The organism is Pseudomonas sp. NY5710, from assembly GCF_013305665.1.
Classification (GTDB): Bacteria; Pseudomonadota; Gammaproteobacteria; order Pseudomonadales; family Pseudomonadaceae; genus Aquipseudomonas; species Aquipseudomonas juntendi.
In genome coordinates this window covers 1842141-1860433 of record NZ_CP045554.1, presented here as the reverse complement: position 1 = coordinate 1860433, position 18293 = coordinate 1842141, and the positions used below count along the sequence as shown (strand labels likewise).

At 67.8% G+C, this 18293-nt stretch carries 3 protein-coding genes; all 3 read right to left on the bottom strand.

Going from position 1 to position 18293, the window contains the following annotated elements:
- Positions 1 to 14: 14 nt before the first annotated feature.
- The 3 genes from GEV39_RS08355 to GEV39_RS08345 all read right to left on the bottom strand — a co-directional run bounded on the left by GEV39_RS08355 (position 15) and on the right by GEV39_RS08345 (position 18017).
- Complete coding sequence (locus tag GEV39_RS08355; protein ID WP_249414329.1) at positions 15 to 2510, bottom strand: TonB-dependent siderophore receptor; 2496 nt, start codon at positions 2508 to 2510, stop codon at positions 15 to 17.
- 193 nt (positions 2511 to 2703) lie between these two features.
- Positions 2704 to 5898 carry a non-ribosomal peptide synthetase gene (locus tag GEV39_RS08350; protein ID WP_173888222.1) on the bottom strand — a complete coding sequence of 1065 codons (3195 nt, stop codon included), beginning with the start codon at positions 5896 to 5898 and terminating at the stop codon, positions 2704 to 2706.
- Positions 5895 to 18017: a non-ribosomal peptide synthetase gene (locus tag GEV39_RS08345; RefSeq protein WP_173888220.1), complete on the bottom strand. Its 12123-nt coding sequence runs from the start codon at positions 18015 to 18017 to the stop codon at positions 5895 to 5897. Before GEV39_RS08345 ends, GEV39_RS08350 begins: the two co-directional genes overlap by 4 nt.
- Between the last annotated feature and the right edge of the window lie 276 nt (positions 18018 to 18293).

Sequence of the window (18293 nt, the reverse complement as noted above, 5' to 3'; positions counted from 1 at the left end):
AGCTGCTGGCGGGCTTAGAACTCGCCGCGCAGGGTCAGCATGTAGTTACGAGGGTCGCCGTAGAAGTTGCCGTTCGCCGCACTGGAGACCGTCTGGTAGTAGGTCTTGTCGAACAGGTTGTTGGCGTTGAGCGACAGCGTCCAGTGGTCATCCACGCGGTAGCGCACCAGGGCATTCCAGACGGCGTAGCCGCTTTGCTTGTAATCGAACGGAATGTTCGACTCGACCACGTTGCCATTGCCGTCCACGCGCACGGTGGTACCGCTGACGTAAGTGGCGCTCTGTACATCGACGCCACCGCCGACGGTCCAGTCCTTGAACGCGTCAGGCAGCTGGTAGGTGGTCCACAGCTTGAACTGATGCTTGGGCGTGATAGTGCTCAAGGCCGTGCTGTCGGTCTCGTTCTTGTTGTAGTTGTACACGTAGCTGGCCATCAGGTTCCAATCCGGGAGGATCTCGCCCGTCGCTTCCAGCTCGATGCCCTTGCTGACGACCTCGCCCTGGTTCACGTAGCAGCAGCTGCCGCCATACAGCACCGACGCCTGCGGGTAGTTGGTGTCTTGCACCGCGCCGTTCTTGCGCTTGGTGTAGAACACCGCCAGGCTGGTATTCAGGCGGCCGTCGAACAGTTCGCCCTTGATGCCCAGCTCGGTGGTCTTGCCCTCGAGCGGCTCGAGCACGTCGTTGCTGCCCAACGGCCCGCGCAGGTAGCTCTGCTGCGGCTTGTAGATCTTCGAGTAGCTGCCGTACAGCGACCATTGATCGTCGAGGTCATAGATGGCGCCGAAGTACGGCACGAAGCGCGTCGGTTCGCGCATGTCGATGTCGCTCTGCACCACGCCTGCGTTGGTGTAGACCTGCTGGAAATGGTAACGGGCCGCGCGCCCGCCGACGATGACCTTGAGCGGGTCGCTCACCTGCAGGGTCAGGCGCCCGTACAGGCCGTACTGCTCCTGGGTGTTGGGGCTGTAGTCGCGCGGGGTCACCAGCGAGGTGGTGGTCGGCTTCCAGTAGCCTGGGTCGAACACGTCGATCGGCACGCCGGTGCCGGTAAACACCCCCGAGCCCTGCCAGCGGCTGGTGACGCGCTGGTAGTCGGCGCCCAGCACGAACTGGTGCTCACGGCCAAAGGCATCGAAGCTGCCGGACAGGTTGCTGTCGACCAGGTCCTGGCTGGTGGAATAGACGTTGTAGCTGGCCCGCCAGACTGGCCCGGCCAGGGTCACCGGGTTGACCGCGTTGCCCGACACCGCCGCCAGCGCCTTGCCGGCGTCACGGGTATTGGTGTACGAGACGTTCAGCTTCCAGTCGTTGTCGAAGTAGTGGTCGATCTTGGTGAAGATTTCCTGGGAGATGTTGTCCATGTAGGACCAGTTCTGCCCCAGGTTGGTGTGCCGCGCCAGGCCGATGTCGGCACCGGTGGTGTAGCGCGGCAGGCCCAGCGACGAGTTGGAGTGGGTGCTTTCGTACATGCCGCCCAGGGTGAAGATGGTCTGCGGGCCGAGGTCGACCTCGAACACCCCGTAGACCGTGGGTTTCTGAGTGGCCAGCTTGTCGGTGAAGTACTGGCGGTCGTTGTAGGCCGTGACCAGCCGGCCACGCACGTTGCCGCTGTCGGTCAGCGGGCCGGTCAGGTCGACCTGAGTGCGGTAGTTGTCCCACGAACCGGCGGCGGCCTCGAGCTTGAGCTGGAAGTCCGACAGCGGGCGCTTGCGCACCAGGTTGATGACGCCACCCGGGTCGCCGACGCCGCCGAACAGTGCGCCCGAACCGCGCAGCACCTCGACATGGTCGAATTCGGCCAAGTTGTACAGGCGGCGCGAATAGAAACTGGTGGCCACCGACGACAACGCCATGGGCGCGGCACCGTCGATCTGGATGCTGTCGATGTTGAAGCCGCGCGAGTAGAACTCGTAGGTGTCGCTGGTGGTTTTCTGCACTGTGACGCCCGGGGCCATTTTCAGCGCGTCCTGCAGGCTGGTGATACTGCGGTCTTCGATCAGCTGGCTGGACAGCACCGACACCGACTGTGGCGTGTCGCGCAGGCTGGTCGGCGTCTTGGAACCGACGCTTACCGCACCGGTGGTGTACGAGCCACTGTTCTCGGTCATCTCGCCCATGCCCTGGCTGGTGATGGCCGTGGACTGCAGGGTGATGCCGTTGGTGCTGCTGGTGGCCGGCAGCAGGATCACCGCGCCGTTCTCGATCTGGAAGCTATAGCCGGTGCCATCGAGCAGCATGTGCAGGGCGGTTTCCGATTCCATGGTGCCGGACACGCGCGACGATTGCGCATCGCCGATCATCTCGGGCGAGAACAGGATCTGCAGGCCGGTCTGCTCGCCGAACGCGCGCAGGGCGCTGCCCAGTGGCTGCTTCGCAATATCGACCTTCACCTCTTTGGCGTAGGCCGCGTTCCCCAAGGCCAGTAGCACCGCCGATACCGACAGGCAAAGTATGCTCTTTTGCAGTGCAGACGCCTTGCGTCGCCCTTGCCGTACTACGGAACCCATTGTAATCCCCTTGCTGTGATGGTCTTTTCTAATGGTTGGCGTAAAAATGACGCCCCGCAGCCCCCTTCCCGAGCTGCGCCGGCACCTACGCCTTGGATGAAGGCGTAGATGAGACGAGCGACGTTCAGGAGAAATTAGAGTTTTTTGCAATTTTGTGAACAGGCCCGGGCGCGGACGCACCCGGGCCCTCGGTTCAGCGCTGGGTTTCGCGCAGGCGCCGGGCCTTTTCTTCCAGTGCCGCGCGTTGCTCCGGCGGCAATGCCTCCAGTTGCAAGTGGGCACGGGCCAGCGCTTCCAGCGCCTGCGCATCGCTGCCGGGCAATGCGCCCAGGGCCTGGGCAAGCTCGGCCACGGTCGGGTTGTCGAACACCAGGGCCGGGCTCACCTCGCGGCGCAGCACGTTGCGAATGCCCGCCACCAGCTTGATTGCCAGCAACGAGTGACCGCCGGCGGCAAAAAAGTCCTGGTGCAGGCCCAGGGCCGGCTGCTCCAGCAATTGCCCCATACGCTTGGCCAGCAGGCGTTCCAGCGCCGAGCGGGCTGGCTGCTGCTCGGTTTGCGGGGCCTGCGGTGCCAGCTTCGCCAGGGCCTGGCGGTCGACCTTGCCATTGGCCAGCCGGGGCAACTGCGCCACCAACTGGATACGCCGTGGTAGCAAAGGCTCCGGCAGGCGCAAGGCCAGGTCGCGGCGGATACTGGCTTGCGGGTTCTGCTCATCGGCCTGCACCACCACGAAGGCCGCTGGCTGCAGCCCCGCCTGGGCGTCCTCGGCAGGTACCGCGACCACCGCTGCCTCACGCACACAGGCCACCCGCTGCAGCTCGGCCTCAAGTTCCGCCAGCGCGACCCGGAAGCCATTGAGCTTGACCTGCTGGTCGCTGCGCCCATGCAGGGCCAGGCTGCCATCCACGCGGTAACGGGCCAGGTCGCCAGTGCGATACAGCCGCTCCCCCGGCGCGAACGGGTGGTCGACGAAGGCTTCGCCCGCGTTGTTCAGGTAGCCCCGGCACAGCTGCCGGCCGCTGATGTAGAGCTCGCCCAGCACGCCAGGGGGCACCAGGCGGTGCCGTGCATCCAGCACGTACACCTGGTTGCCCGGCAGCACGCTGCCCAGCCCGACCGGCCCGTGGCCGAGCGCCTCAGGCGTCAGCACCTGTACCATCACCCCGACCGTGGCCTCGGTGGGGCCATAGTGGTTGAACACGCGGCAATCGGCGCGCAACTGGAAGACCCGTTGGAGCAGGCCAGGGGCTGGCGCCTCGCCACCCAGCACCAGGGTGCCAGGCAGGCGTGGTTGTTCGGCTTCGAGCAAGGCGCCCAGGTGCGAAGGGACGATCTTCAGGCAATCGACCTCGCCGGCCACCAGGTAGTCCCTGAAGCGTTCGGGGTCGCGCAGGGTGTCTTCATCCGCCACCAGCAGGCAAGCCCCGTTGTACAGGGCACCGAACAGGGTGGTGTTGCCCAGGTCCGCCGCCACGCCGCTGGTGAAGGCGAACCGCGAGCACTGCTCCAGGCCCAGGAGCTGCGTGGCACCGGCCAGGTAGTTGGCCAACTGCCGATGCTCGATCACCACGCCCTTGGGCTCGCCGGTGGAGCCGGAGGTGAACAGCACGTAGGCCGCCTCATCGCCCTGCAACGGGCACGCTGGCGCACCGTCGTCTGCCTGCTGCACCACCAGCGCCGCAGGGTCGAGCAACTGCACACCCTGCGCGTGCCACGGATCTGGCTGCGCGGGCTGGCCGAGCAGCCAGGCCGCGCCCGCCAGGCCGACGATGCTGGCCTGGCGTGCCTGTGGCCAGTGCGGGTCCAGCGGCACATAGGCCGCGCCCAGCCACCAGGTGGCCAGGATCGATTCCACCAGGGCACTCGAACGGGGCAAGGCGACGGCCACCCGCGCCCCCGGCCCCACGCCCTGGGCAGCCAGGCCGGCAGCCAGGCGCCGTACCCGCTGCCCCAAGCCGGCGTAACTCAGGCGCTGCTCGCCGTGCACCAGCGCATCGCGGCTCGGCGCCTGTGCCAGCCACTGCGCCAGCCGGGCCATCAGCAATGGCGCCGGCGACGTCGGTACTGCCGGGTTGAGGGCCAGCAGGCGTGCCTGCTCCGCCGCGCCGACCAGGTCAAGCGCGCCGATCGCTGTCGTGGCGTCATCGACAACCCCTTGCAGCAACATCAGCAGCTGTTCGAGCAGACGCTGCACGCTGGAAGCGCTGTAGCAGTCGGGCAGAAACTCGAGCGCCAGTGCCTTGCAATCCCCGTGCGCCGACAGCTGCACCTGCAGCAACAGTTCACAGCCATCAGCGCCTTGCGCCACCTGCTCCAGGCGCCACCCCGACGGGGCGTCGGCGCAGTACTCACGCACAGCGGCAAAACCCAGGGCGGGCAGCGCCTGGTCAGGCGCCGCCGCCCAGTACTCCTGCCAGGTCACGTGCTGCGCCGCCAGCGCGGCGAACGCGCTCACCCACGCATCGAAGCGCTGGTTTTCATCAATACGCACCTGCACCGGCAGGGCCTTTTCCAGCACGCCGGCGCTCTGGGCAAAGTAGTCATAGTCCTCACGGCCGTCATGCCGCCATTGCGCGAGGAAAGCGGGTTGGTCGCTGACCCGCCCCAGCAGCGCCCACCAGGCGGCCTGCAACAAGGTTGGCACTGCCACCTGCAACGCGGCGGCCCGGCCTTGCAGGCCGGCCTTCAGCGCCGGGTCGAGTGCGACCTGCACCCGCTGCACCGGCGTTCCACGGTTGTCGCCGAGGCGATACGCCAGCCTGGCATGGCCGCTCGCCTCACCGTGAAGATGATCGTGCCAGTACCGCCGGGCCTGCCCGGCATCCTCGTCGATGGCCGTTTCCGCACGCCATTGCAGGTACTGCTCGAAGCACCCGGCCGCCTCGTCCTGGCATGTATCAGGTGCCCGGTACAGGGTGATCAGCCCTTCGGCCAGCAGGCCCATGCCAGGGCCATCGACCAGCACGCTGGCCACCGCCAGGGTCAGTTGCCAATGCGTCTGGTCCAGGCGCAGCAGCAAGGCTTGCGCCCAGGGGCCCTGGGCCAGGGAGAACGGCGTGTCCGCCCAGGCCTGGCGTTGCTGCTCAAGCGCCTCGGCAGGCAACGCCGACAGGTGCGCGGCCAATGCCAGTGGCGTGCGGTCGGCGCCAGGGCACCAGCGCAGGCCGTGGAAGCCCGGCACCGTCTGCAGCCGCGCGGTCAGCTCGGGGTGCAGCTCGGGCAGCGCGGCCACGGCGCGCTGCAGGCGCGGCACATCCAGCTCGCCCTGGATGTGCAGGGTGACCTGCCGGCACGCCTGGGCGAAGGTCGTGGCGCGCTGCAGGGCCTTCAGGGTCACTTGCTGTTGCGGGCACAGGGCAACGCTTTCAGACATTGGCGTGCTCATGCGTCCACCTCCTGTGGCTGTACCTGGGTCGCCGCCAGGCTGGCCCGGTCGAGCATGTCGCCCATGGCGACGACGATCTTGCGCGGCCCTTCGAAGGGGTCGCGGGCGTGGGCGACCAGCATGTTGTCCAGCAGGATCACGTCGCCCTTGCGCCAGTCGAAACGCACCGCGCAGGCTTCGTACAGTTCGCCGATGCGCTGCATCACCTCGTCCTCGATCGGCGAACCATCGCCGTAATACACGTTGCGCGGCATGCGCTCGTTGCCGAACAGCGTCAGCAGGTCTTCGCGCACGTCGGCATCCAGGCAGTAAGGGTGGTGCAGCTGCACCTGGTTGAAGAACGACCGCGCACCGCTCACCGGGTGGGTGATGATGGCCGGGCATGGCGTGCGGATCTGCAGCCCGTCATCGGCCAGCCACTGCCACTGGATACCGGAGGCCTGGCAGCGGGCCTCGACTTCGGCGCGCTGTTCGGTCTTGAAGAAATGTTGCCAGGACACGTCGAGCTTGCCGGTAAAGGTGCGCACGTACAGCAGGCCCTTGCGCTCGAACCGCTCACGCAGGGCGGTGGGCAGGCGCTGGTACATCTGCCGGCAATCGACCACCGGGGTGGCGCCACCGACCGGCGACGGCAGCTCGCAGTAGAACAGCTGCTTTCGCGGCCAGCTGTCCTGGTGGGCGCTTTCGTTGTGAAAGAGGATCATCTTCTTCTCGGGGTAAGGCGTGGAGCGGTAGGTGTTCTGCCCGCCCTCCTTCTTCGGCAGATCGCCGTAGTTGCCGTACAGGCCTGGCTGCACCGCCTCGGCGAACGCCTCGAACGCCTGGCTGTCGGGGATGCTGAAATTGCGGAACAGGATGCCACCGTGGTGAACCAGCTTTTCCTCGACCCAGGCGCGGTTGGCGGCGATCCAGCCGGTCACGTCAAGGCCAGGGTCGGTCGGCTCCAGCAGCAACGGGAACACCTGCTCTGGCACCAGCAGGGACTCGCGCACCGGTTGCTGCGCTTGCCCTGCCGGACGGGCCTGGTTCTTCTTCAGGAACTTGTCCAGCTTGTTGGCTTTGCCGGCAGGTACTGCCGGGCCGGCCGCCGCGTGTTGCATTGGCACGTTCATGTCTTCCACTCTCACGCTCTGGTCACATGTGATCTGCTCGAGAACGGCGATCCAGCCGTCCACGAACCCCTGGATCTCAGCCTGCTCGAACAACGCCGAGGCATACTGCCAATGGCCGCTGAGCTCGGCCTGCTGGCCCTGTTCGACGAACAGCGCCATGTCGAATTTCGACTGCTGCGACACGCTGGGCAGCGCCTCGACGCTCAACCCGTCGATACCCGCGGTGGGCAGTGGCAGGTCGTTCATCACGAACAGCACCTGCACCAGCGGGCTGATGCCCTTGTGCCGAGGTACCCGGGCGGCCTCGACGATCATGTCCAGCGGCAGGTCCTGATGCTCGAAGGCGTTGAGCAACTGCTCGCGCCCCTGCGCCAGGAACTGGGCGAAGGTGCTGCCGGGCAACTGGCGTGAGCGCACCGGCAGGACGTTGACGAAGAAACCGATCAACCCTTCGAGTTCAGGCTGCTGGCGGCCGGCGTAGTCGACGCCCACCACCACATCGTCACTGCGGGTCAGGCGGTGCAGGTAGGCCTGGAAGGCCGCCAGGATCACGCTGTACAGGGTGACCTGGGCCTGCGCCGCCAAGGCGTTGAGTGCCGCGGTCAAACCTTCGCGCAGGCGGAACGGGACCGTGCCGCCCTCATGGCTGGCCTTGGCAGGCCGAGGCTGGCGCAGCGGCAACGGCAGCTGCCCGGAGTAGCCAGCCAGCGTCCGTGCCCAGTACTGCGCCTGTTGATGCAGCACGCCAGCGTCCTGCAACGCCTGCTGCCAGTGGGCGAAGTCCGAGTATTGCAGCGCCAGTGGCGGCAGCGGCGTGGGGTCGCCCGCGCGCAGGCGGGCATAGATCCGCACCAGTTCGTTGGCCATGACCGCCATCGACCAGCCATCGGAGATGATGTGGTGCATCGAATAGAACAGCACATGCTCCTGCGGCCCCAGGCGGGCGAGCTGCATGCGCAGCAGCGGCCCCTGATCGAGCACGAACGGATGGGCTTCGTTGGCCAGCGCCTGGGCCGCCACCTGGGCCTCCTGTTCGGCGCGGCTCAACTGCGACCAGTCGTGCAACGGCAGGTCTACGACCAGGTGTGGCGCGATCAGGGCAAGCGGTTCGCCCTCGCTGTCCTGGCCATAGGTGGTGCGCAGCACCTCATGGCGGCCGACCACAGCCTGCAGGCTGGCACGCAGCAGCTCGACCGACAGTTCGCCGCGCAGGCGCAACGCCATGGGCATGCCATAGGCGGCACTGCCCGGGGACAGTTGCTCGACCACCCACAACCGGCGCTGCACCAGCGCCAGCGGCGCCTGGGTGCTGCCGGCGCGGGCCTGCAACAGCGGCAGCGCTGGCTGCGCCTGTTCGTCATGGCCCAGGCAGGCGACAAACGCGTCCAGCCGCGGGTGATCGAACAGGGCACGCAGCTTCAGGCCCGGCGCCAGTTGCTGGCGCACCCGCGCCACCACCTGGGTCGCCAGCAGCGAATGGCCGCCCAGGGCGAAGAAGTCATCGCTGCGCCCTACCCGCTCGACGTCCAGCACTTGGGCCCAGATCGCCGCCACCTGCTGTTCGCGCTCGCCCTTGGGCGCGACATAGGCATGCCCCTGGCGATCGGTCTGTGGCTGCGGCAACGCCTTGCGGTCGAGCTTGCCATTGGCGGTCAATGGCAGGCTGGCGAGAAACAGCAGATGGGCCGGCACCATGTGCTCGGCCAGCACCGCCTTGAGCGCGGCACGCAAGCTGTCGCGCAGGCCCTGCTGGGCCTCCAGGCTGCCCGGCAGCGCTTCGGCAGGCACCACATAGGCCACCAGCTGCGTGCCGCCCGGCCCTTCCTGGGCCAGCACCGCCGCTTCGCGCACGACCGCCTGCTCCACCAGCCGGGCTTCGATTTCCCCCAGCTCGATGCGGAAGCCCCGCACCTTGACCTGGTGGTCGATACGGCCGTTGTATTCAATCACCCCATTGCCTGCGCTACGGGCCAGGTCGCCCGTGCGGTAGAGCCGCCCGCCCCCTTGCGCGCTGGTGTCGAAGGGGTCGGGCACGAAGCGTTCGGCGGTCAGCGCCGGGCGGTTGAAATAGCCCCGGGCCAGGCCGGCCTGGCCGACATGCAGCTCACCCCGGCAACCCTGTGGCGCCAGCTCGAACGCTTCGTCCAGCAGGTACCAGGTCAGGTCGTCGATGACCCGGCCCAACGGGCTGGTCACACCGCCCTGCAAGTCCGCGCGGGTCACCGGGCGGTAGGTGACGTGCACGGTGGTCTCGGTGATGCCGTACATGTTGATCAACTGCGGCGTGGCATCGCCGAACTGGTCGAACCAGGGTGCGAGGCTGGCCACATCCAGCGCTTCACCGCCAAACACCACATAGCGCAGGGCAAGTGCCTTGCCCTCGCGGGCGCCGGCACAGGCGGCGCGAATCAGCGGTTTGAACGCCGAAGGGGTCTGGTTCAGCACCGTGACCCGCTCCTGCACCAGCAGCTCATGGAAATCTTCGGCCGAGCGTGCCACGTCCTGCGGCACGATCACCGCCCGCCCGCCATACAGCAGCGCGCCGAACAGCTCCCACACGGAGAAATCGAAGGCGTAGGAATGGAACACCGTCCAGACATCCCCGGCGTCGAAGCCGAAATCGCCCTGGGTCGCCGCGAACAGGCGCGTGACGTTCTGGTGCGCGAGCAAGGTGCCCTTGGGCTTGCCGGTGGAGCCGGAGGTGTAGATCACATACGCCAGGTTCTGCGGATGCGCACCACTGTCGGGGTTGGCCTCGCTGTAGGCGGCCCAGGCGCCCTCGCCGCTGCCCACCTCCAGGCACTGCACCGCCGGGCCGGCCGACAGCCGCGGCTGCAGGTGCGGCTGGGTCAGCACCCACTGCACGCCACTGTCCTCCAACATGTAGGCCAGGCGTTCGCTCGGGTAATGCGGGTCCAGCGGCAGGTAGGCGCCACCGGCCTTGAGAATGGCCAACAGGCTGACGACCATCTCCAGGCTGCGCTCCAGCGCCACACCAACGCGCACATCCGGCCCCACGCCCAACTCGCGCAAGCGGTGCGCCAGGCGGTTGGCCCGGCGATTGAGCTGGTCATAGCTCAAGTGCTGGCGGCCCAGGGTCACGGCGATGGCCTGCGGGTTGCGCGCCACCTGCTGCTCGATCAGCTGGTGCAGGCAATGGCCTTGTGGGTAGTGCGCGGTGCGCGGGTTCCAGGCCTGCACAGTCTGGCGTTGTTCGTCGGCATCGAGCAACGCCACCCGGGCGATCGCCTGCTGCGGTGCAGCGGCGACCGCTTGCAGCAACCGCATCCAGTGCCGCCCCAGGCGCTCGACGGTCGCGGCATCGAACAGTGCGGTCGCATAGGTCAGCGACGCCGCCAGGGTGGTGCCGTTGTCGACGGTGTCCAGGGTCAGGTCGAACTGCGCGGTGGCATGGGCATGCGGCCACATCTCCAGGCTCAGCCCCGGCAGCGTGCGGCGGTCGCCCTGGGCGTGGCCCTGATGGTTGAACATGACCTGGAACAGCGGGCTGTGGCTTTGGCTGCGCTCGGGCTGCAAAGCCTCCACCAGTTGCTCGAACGGCAGGTCCTGGTGCATCTGCGCGCCCAAGGCGGCCTGTTTAACCTGGGCCAGCAAGCCGGCAAAGGTGGTGTCGGGGGCGAATTCGGCCTTCATCACCTGGGTGTTGACGAAGAAGCCGATCAACTGCTCGGTTTCCACCTGCGTGCGGTTGGCGATGGGCACGCCGACGCGGATATCGGCCTGGCCCGAGTAACGTTGCAGTACGCTTTGCCAACCCGCCAGCAACACCATGAACAACGTGGCATCGGCCGCCGATGCCAACGCCCGCAACGATTGGGTGAGCGGTGCGTCGAGCTGCAGCGCCAGGCGTGCGCCAGCGTGGCTTTGCACGGTGGGCCGCGGCCGGTCGGTAGGCAGTTGCAGCAACGGCTGCTCGCTGCCCAGTTGGGCGCGCCAGTAGGCCAGCTGGCGGTCACGTTCGCCGCCCGCCATCCATTGGCGCTGCCACTGGGCGTAATCGGCGTACTGGATCGCCAGCGCCGGCAGCGTCACGGGCTGCCCCTGGCGGTGCCCCTCATACAGTTGCACCCACTCGTCGAGCATGATCGGTACCGACCAGCCGTCGGTGACGATGTGGTGCTGGGTGACGATCAGCACATGCTCGGCCTGGCCCCGCGACAGCAGGCGCACGCGCATCAACGGCCCGTGCTGCAGGTCGAAGGGGCACTGGATTTCCGCGTCGATGCGCGCCTGCACCTGGGCATCGTCCCAGGCCTGCGCATCCTCCACGGCGAACGCCAGTGGCAGGCTGGCGTGGATGACCTGGCGCACCTGGTCGCCGTCCTGGCAGAAGGTCGTGCGCAGCGGCTCGTGGCGAGCGATCAGGTCATTGAAGCTGCGTTGCAGGGCGGGCACATGCAGTGCCCCGGTCAGGCGCAGCACGGCCGGCACATGGTACGCCGCACTGTCAGGTTGCAACTGCCAGAGGAACCAGTGCCGTTGCTGGCCGTAGGACAACGCCAGAGGCTGTTCACGGTCCACCTGGGGAATGCCGCCCTGGGTTGCGCGCGCCGCGCCCCCGGCCAGCGCGGCGAAGTCGGCCAGCACTGGAGCCTCGAACACGCTGCGCAGCGGCAGCTCGATGCTCAGGGCCTGACGGACCCGGGAGATCATCTGGGTGGCCAGCAACGAGTGGCCGCCCAGCTCAAAGAAGTGGTCGGCGCGCCCCACGCGGTCCAGCTTGAGCACCTGCGCCCAAAGGTCGGCGACCTGCGCCTCCAGGGTACTGGCCGGGGCTTGGTAGGCCTGTTGCAGCAAACTGGCATCGACCGCCGGCAGCGCCTTGCGGTCCAGCTTGCCGTTGGGCGACAACGGCAATGCCGGAAGAATGAGCAGGAACGCCGGCACCATGTGTTCGGGCAGGCTGCCCTTGAGCGCATCGCGCAAGGTGTCACGCAGCGCCGCTTCGGCCTGCAGGTCGCCGGCCTGCCCAGCCTCGGCAGGCACCACGTAGCCCACCAGTTGCACGCCGTTGGCGGTCGGCTGCGCCAGCACCACGGCTTCGCGCACCAGGGCGTGGCCCAGCAGGTGGCCCTCGATCTCGCCCATTTCCACACGGAACCCGCGGACCTTGACCTGGTGGTCGATCCGCCCGCTGTACTCCAGCACACCATCGGTGCGGTACCGCGCCAGGTCACCGGTGCGGTACAGGCGCCCACCGCCTGCCAGACTGGTGTCGAAGGGGTCGGGCACGAAGCGCTCGGCGGTCAGCGCCGGCCGGTTGAAATAGCCCCGCGCCAGGCAACCGTTGCCGCCGATCAACAGCTCTGCCCCCCCCCCCACGGGCGCCAGCGTGAAGCCGCTGTCGCACAGGTAGGTGGCACGCCCGCCGATGGCCGTGCCGATCGGTACGCTGGCCTTGGGCAACGCCTGCCAGGCGCTGGCCGAGCAGTCGAACACGGTCGACACCACCGTGGCCTCGGTGGGCCCGTAGGTATTGAGCAGACGCACGCCCTTGAGGCAGGAGGCAAACCAGTCGTTAAGGCCTTCGGGCGGCATGGCTTCGCCGCCCACGTGCACCTGGCGCAGGGCGCCACAGGACGACGCACCGCGCATGTGCGCGGCGAACAGCCGCCAGTACGCGGTGGGCAGGTCGGCCACGGTCACGCCCTGGCGGACGATGGTGTCGGTCAGCGTCTCGATGTCCCAGCGCTGTTCGCCCCGCATCACCACCTGCGCGCCCACGCACAGCGCCGGGTACAGCTGTTCGACGAAGCCGTCGAAGCTGACGGTGGCGAACTGCAACACCTTGTCTTCAGGGGTGAGTCGCGAATACGCCGCGGCCACCTGGCAGAACGCTGACAGTTCGCCACGGGCGATGGCCACGCCCTTGGGCTTGCCGGTGGAGCCGGAGGTGTAGATCACATAGGCCAGGTTGCTTGCCACGGCCAGCGGCTGCGGGTTGCCCTCATTGCCGCCCGCCAGTGCCTCCTGCGCCGCGCTCAGGTGCATGCGGCGCACGCCTGCCAGGTCTGGCAGGCTCGACGCCAGTTCGGGCTGGCTCAGCAGCAGTTCGATGCCACTGTCCTGGAGCATGTGCACCAGCCGCTCGCGCGGGTAGGACGGGTCCAGCGGCACATAGGCGCCACCGGCCTTGAGAACCGCCAGCAGGCCGACGATCAGGTCGAGGCTGCGCTGCGCCGCGATGCCGACCCGCACTTCAGGGCCCACGCCCTGTTCGCGCAAGCGGTGCGCCAGGCGGTTGGCCCGGCGGTTCAGCTCGCCGTAAGTCATGCTTTGGGCGTCGAGCACCAGCGCCGTGGCCTGCGGCCGTGCCTGGGCCTGGGCTTCGATCAGTTGCAGGGTGTCAGGCGCCAGGGCGGTGGCGGTGGGCAGGGGGTTCCAGTCCTGGACCAGCTGGCGCTGCTGCGCGGCATCGACCATCGGCAGCTCGGCAACGGCCACCTCGGCCTGACCGAGGCTGGCCAGCAAGGTCAGCCAGTGCCCCGCCAGGCGCTGGATGCGCTCGGCATCGAACAGGTCGGTGGCATAGTTGAAGGTCGCGGTCACGCCGTCCGAGCGCTCCAGGGTGTCCAGCGACAGGTCGAACTGGGTGGTCTGCTCCAGCCACTGCACTTCTTCCACTTGCAAGCCCTGCACGCTGTCACTGGAGACCTTCTCGCCCACATCCAGCAGGTGGTTGAACATCACCTGGAACAGTGGGTTGTGGCCCAGGCCGCGTTCCGGCTTGAGCTGCTCGACCAGCACGTCGAAGGGGATGTCCTTGTTGGCCTGGGCCTGAAGGGTGGTTTCCTTGACCGCGGCCAGCAACTGGCCAAAGGTGTGCGCGGGCACGATGCCGACCCGGGCAATGAGGGTATTGACGAAAAAGCCGATCAGGCCTTCCAGTTCCAGGCGGTTGCGATTGGTGACGGGAATACCGATGTTGAGGGTCTGCTGCCCGCTGTAGCGCGACAGCAGCAGGGCGAACGAGGCCAGGAACACATGGAACAGCGTGGCATTGGCTGCCACCGCCAGGCGCCGCAGCTGGCCGGTCAGTTCGGCGGGCAGTTGCACGTCGATGCGCCCGCCGCGGTAGCTCTGTTGCTGTGGACGCAGGCGGTCGGCAGGCAACTCCAGCACCGCGAAATCGTCCTCCAGATTGGCCTTCCAGAACGCCAGCTGCGCCTGCAACTGGCCCTCGGCCAGGCGCTGGCGCTGCCAGCCGGCATAGTCGGCGTACTGCACGGCCAGCGCCGGGCGCTGGTCGGCCTGCCCCTGGGTGCGGGCGTTGTAGACGGCGGCCAACTCGCGCACCATCACGCTCATCGACCAGCCGTCGGAGACGATGTGATGCAACGACACGGCCAGCAGGTGCTCCTGCGCGGCAGTGCGCCACAGCGCGACGCGCAGCAGCGGCTCCTGGGCCAGGTCGAAGGGGCTGGCGAACAGCTGGTCCAGGTGAGGCTTGAGCGCATCGCGTGACAGGCCGATCAGGTCCTGGGCCTTGATGAGCACCGGCGCGGCCGGTTTCACCACCTGCCAGGGCAGGCCATCGTGCTCGGCGAACACGGTGCGCAGGCTTTCGTGCCGCGCGACCAGCGTATCGAAGGCGGCCTGCAGGGCGCCCAGGTCCAGCGCGCCGCGCAAGGTCACCGCCAGTGGCGTGTTGTAGGCGGTGCTGTCGGGGTTGAGCTTCCAGAACATCCACTGCCGGTACTGGGCATGGGAGACGGGCAGGCGCTCGCTGCGGTCCAGCAGCGCGATGGCGCCGGCGCCGGTTTGCTCCAGGCCTTCGAGTACCTGGGCATACGCCTCCAGGTCCCGGGTATCGAACAGCACGCGCAAGGCCACTTCCCGCTGCAACTGCTGGCGGATCCGCGACACCACCTGCGTGGCCAGCAACGAGTGGCCGCCCAACGCGAAGAAGTTGTCGTCCAGGCCCACCTGGTCCACTTGCAGCACCTCGGCCCAGATTGCCGCCACCTTCGCTTGCAGCGCGGTTACCGGGGCACGGTAGTCCACCTGGGTGGCCACCGCCTGCGGCAGGGCTTGCAGGTCGACCTTGCCGTTGGCCGTCACCGGCAGGTGCGGCAACAGCATCAGGTACCGCGGCACCATGTGCTCGGGCAGCGTCTGGCGCAGGGCCAGCCGGGCGGCGTCGATGCAGGCCTGCCGGCCCGCGTCGTCCGCAGGCCACGCCCTGGGCACCAGGTAGGCGGCCAGTTGCCGGTTGTCCTGCGCGCCGACCACGCGCACCACAGCGGTGTCCAGCGCGGGCAACTGGCGCAGGCAGTTGTCGATTTCCGCCAGTTCCACGCGATAGCCACGGATCTTCAACTGGCCGTCCATGCGCCCGGCGAACGCCAGCTGGCCCTGGCCATCAGGGCGGACCCAGTCGCCGCTGCGGTACAGGCGGCCGCCCTGGCCCACAGGGTCGGGTACGAAGCGCTCGGCGGTCAGCGCCGGCTGCCCCAGGTAGCCCCTGGCCAGGCCCGCACCGCCCAGGTACAACTCGCCGCGCGCGCCAGCCGGCACCGGCAGCAGGCAGGCGTCGAAAACCTGCGCGCTGAGGTTGCCCAGCGGGCGCCCCAGCAAGGCCTGGCCGTGGACCTCATGGGTCAGCACACCGACCGTGGTTTCGGTCGGGCCGTAGTGGTTTAGCAGCCGCAGCCCCGGTGCCAGCGCGGCGATGCGCGCGATCAGCGCCGGGCTGATGGCCTCGCCGCCGACCACCAGGCAGCGCCGAGGCAGGGCATCGCTGCCGGCGGCGAGCATCGCCTGCAGGTGCGAGGGCACCATCTTCACCGCGTCGATGGCATGCCGTTGCAGGTAGTGCGCGTAGGCCTGGGCGTCCAGCACCGTATCATTGGCCAGCATGTGCAAGGTCTTGCCGTTGCACAGGGCGCCGAAGAGCATGGTGTGCCCCAGGTCTGCCGCCGGTGTGGTGACCATTGCCAGGCTGCGCAGTTCGTCGATACGCAGGCGTTCGCCCACGCCTTGCACATAGTTGGCCAGGGCGCCATGGCTGATGGCGACGCCCTTTGGTGTGCCGGTGGTACCGGAGGTGTAGATCACGTACGCCAGGTTGTCGGCGTGCACAGGCACGCGCGGCAACGGCGCCGCCGGGTAATCACCCGCGGGGTCGATACGCTCGATGCCGGGCGCCAGTTCCAGCCGCCCTGCCGGGGCCAGTACCCGCTTGACCTGGCTGTCAGCCAGCATGAAATCCAGCCGCGCCTGCGGCTGCTCCGGCTCCAGCGGCAGGTAGGCGGCACCAGCCTTGAGCACGGCCAGGATGGCGACCAGCATGTCGATGGAGCGATCGGCCAGCACCGCCACCCGCTCGTCGGGCTGCACGCCGGCGCCCAGCAGCACCCGGGCCAGGCCCTCGGCGCGGGCTTGCAGGGCGCCATGGCTGATCTGCTGGCTGCCACTGACTGCCGCCAACTGCTGCGGATCTCGTGCGGCAGCGGCATCGATCAGTGTGTGGACCGCCGCGGGGGCGTCAAACGCCTGGGGCACGACCAAGGGCGCTTCATCGCCCAGCACCAGCTCGCCCACCGGGCCTTGCGCATGCTCGGTCAGGCCCTGTAGCAGGCGCAGCCAGTGCTGGCTGAGCGTCGCCACGGTGTGCGGTTCGAAGCGGTCCACGGCATAGGTAAACACCGCGTGCAGGCGGCCGGCACTCTCGTAGGTGTCCAGCGACAGGTCGAAACGTGCGCTGTGCTTGTCCAGCGCGACTTTTTCCAGGGTCAGGCCGCTGGCCAGCTGAATCTGCCCTGCATCGGCGATGGCCGCCTGATGGTTGAACAGCACCTGGAACAACGGGGTATGGCTGGCACTGCGCGGCACGCCCAGGGCCTCGACCAACTGCTCGAACGGCAGGTCTTGGTGGGCCTGGGCCCCCAACGCGGTGTCCTTGACCCGAAGCAGCAGTTGCGCCACGTCCATCAGCGGGTCGATCTCGGTGTGCAGCACCTGGGTATTGATGAAGCAGCCGATCAGGCCTTCCACTTCACTGCGGTGGCGGTTGGCGACCGGTACGCCGACGCGAATGGCCCGCTGGCCGCTGTAGCGCTGCAGCAGCAACTTGAACGAGGCCAGCAGCACCATGAACAAGGTCACGCCATGGGCCTTGGCCAGGCTGGCCAGGCGCGCCGCCAGGTCCGCCTCGAGCTGCAGTTCCACACGCTTGCCGCGCAAGCTGGGCAGCGCTTGCTGCGGGTGGTCGAACGGCAGGTCGAGCGGCGCATGGTCGTCGCCCAGCTTGTCGCGCCAGTACGCCATCTGCCGCTCCTGCTCGCCCGCCTCCAGCCAGCTGCGCTGCCACAGGGCGTAGTCGCGGTACTGGATGGGCAAGGCCGGCAACGACAGCGGCACCTGGCTGCACGCGGCGTCGTACAGCTGCACGAACTCGTCGACCAGTACATTCAACGACCAGCCGTCGGCGACGATGTGGTGCAGCGTCAACATCAGCACATGCTCTTGCGCCTGCAACTTCACCAGTTGCACCCGCAGCAGCGGCCCTTGCACCAGGTCGAACGGCGCTTGCGCCTCGGCGGCGCCGAGCGTCAGGACCTGCTGCTCGCGCTCGCCGGCCTCGAGCAGGCTCAGGTCGTGGCGGGTGATGGCCACTGCAGCGGGCGGCAGTACCTCCTGCAGCCATTCGTCGGCGTCGGCCCGCAGGCGTGTGCGCAGGCTTTCGTGGCGGGCCACCAACTGATCGAACGCAGCTTGCAGCGCGACAAGATTCAGCTCGCCCTTGAGCCGCACGGCCATGGGCAGGTTGTAGGCCGCGCCCTGTGGGTCCAGCTGCCACAAGAACGCCATGCGCCGCTGTGCATACGAGAGCCGGTCACGGCTGGCCTCGGCGACATTGCCCGGGATCGGAAACACGGCAAAATCCACCCCCTCTCGTTGCAGCGCGGCCAGGAACAAACGGCGTTTTTCCGGCGGCAGTTCAATGAAGCGGCGAGCGAGTTTCAACGAATCTTCGGCATTCATGCGATGCGTCCTTAGCAATAGGAAGCGGGACCAGAGGGTCCAGTCATCCCACAAGGACGAAACTGCGCGGGGCCGATTTAGCCCCTGCAGCCGCGCGGCCGGGCGCCTGCAAATGCGTGCGCCGAACTTGGCCTACGGTGACGCCATGCGGTTATGAATGGAAACCCTGCGGGAAGAGATCAGTAGCGCCAGCAGTGGGTTTCACGCCTGGTGGCGGGGGAAGCGGCGACGGTGATGGATAGGCTATTGGCGGGGCCGCTTCGTGGCCCCGCCAAT

Coding starts and splice junctions, on each gene's coding strand:
- GEV39_RS08355 (WP_249414329.1), bottom strand. CDS start 2,510: ATGGGTTCCGTAGTACGGCAAGGGCGACGCAAGGCGTCTGCACTGCAA.
- GEV39_RS08350 (WP_173888222.1), bottom strand. CDS start 5,898: ATGAGCACGCCAATGTCTGAAAGCGTTGCCCTGTGCCCGCAACAGCAA.
- GEV39_RS08345 (WP_173888220.1), bottom strand. CDS start 18,017: ATGAATGCCGAAGATTCGTTGAAACTCGCTCGCCGCTTCATTGAACTG.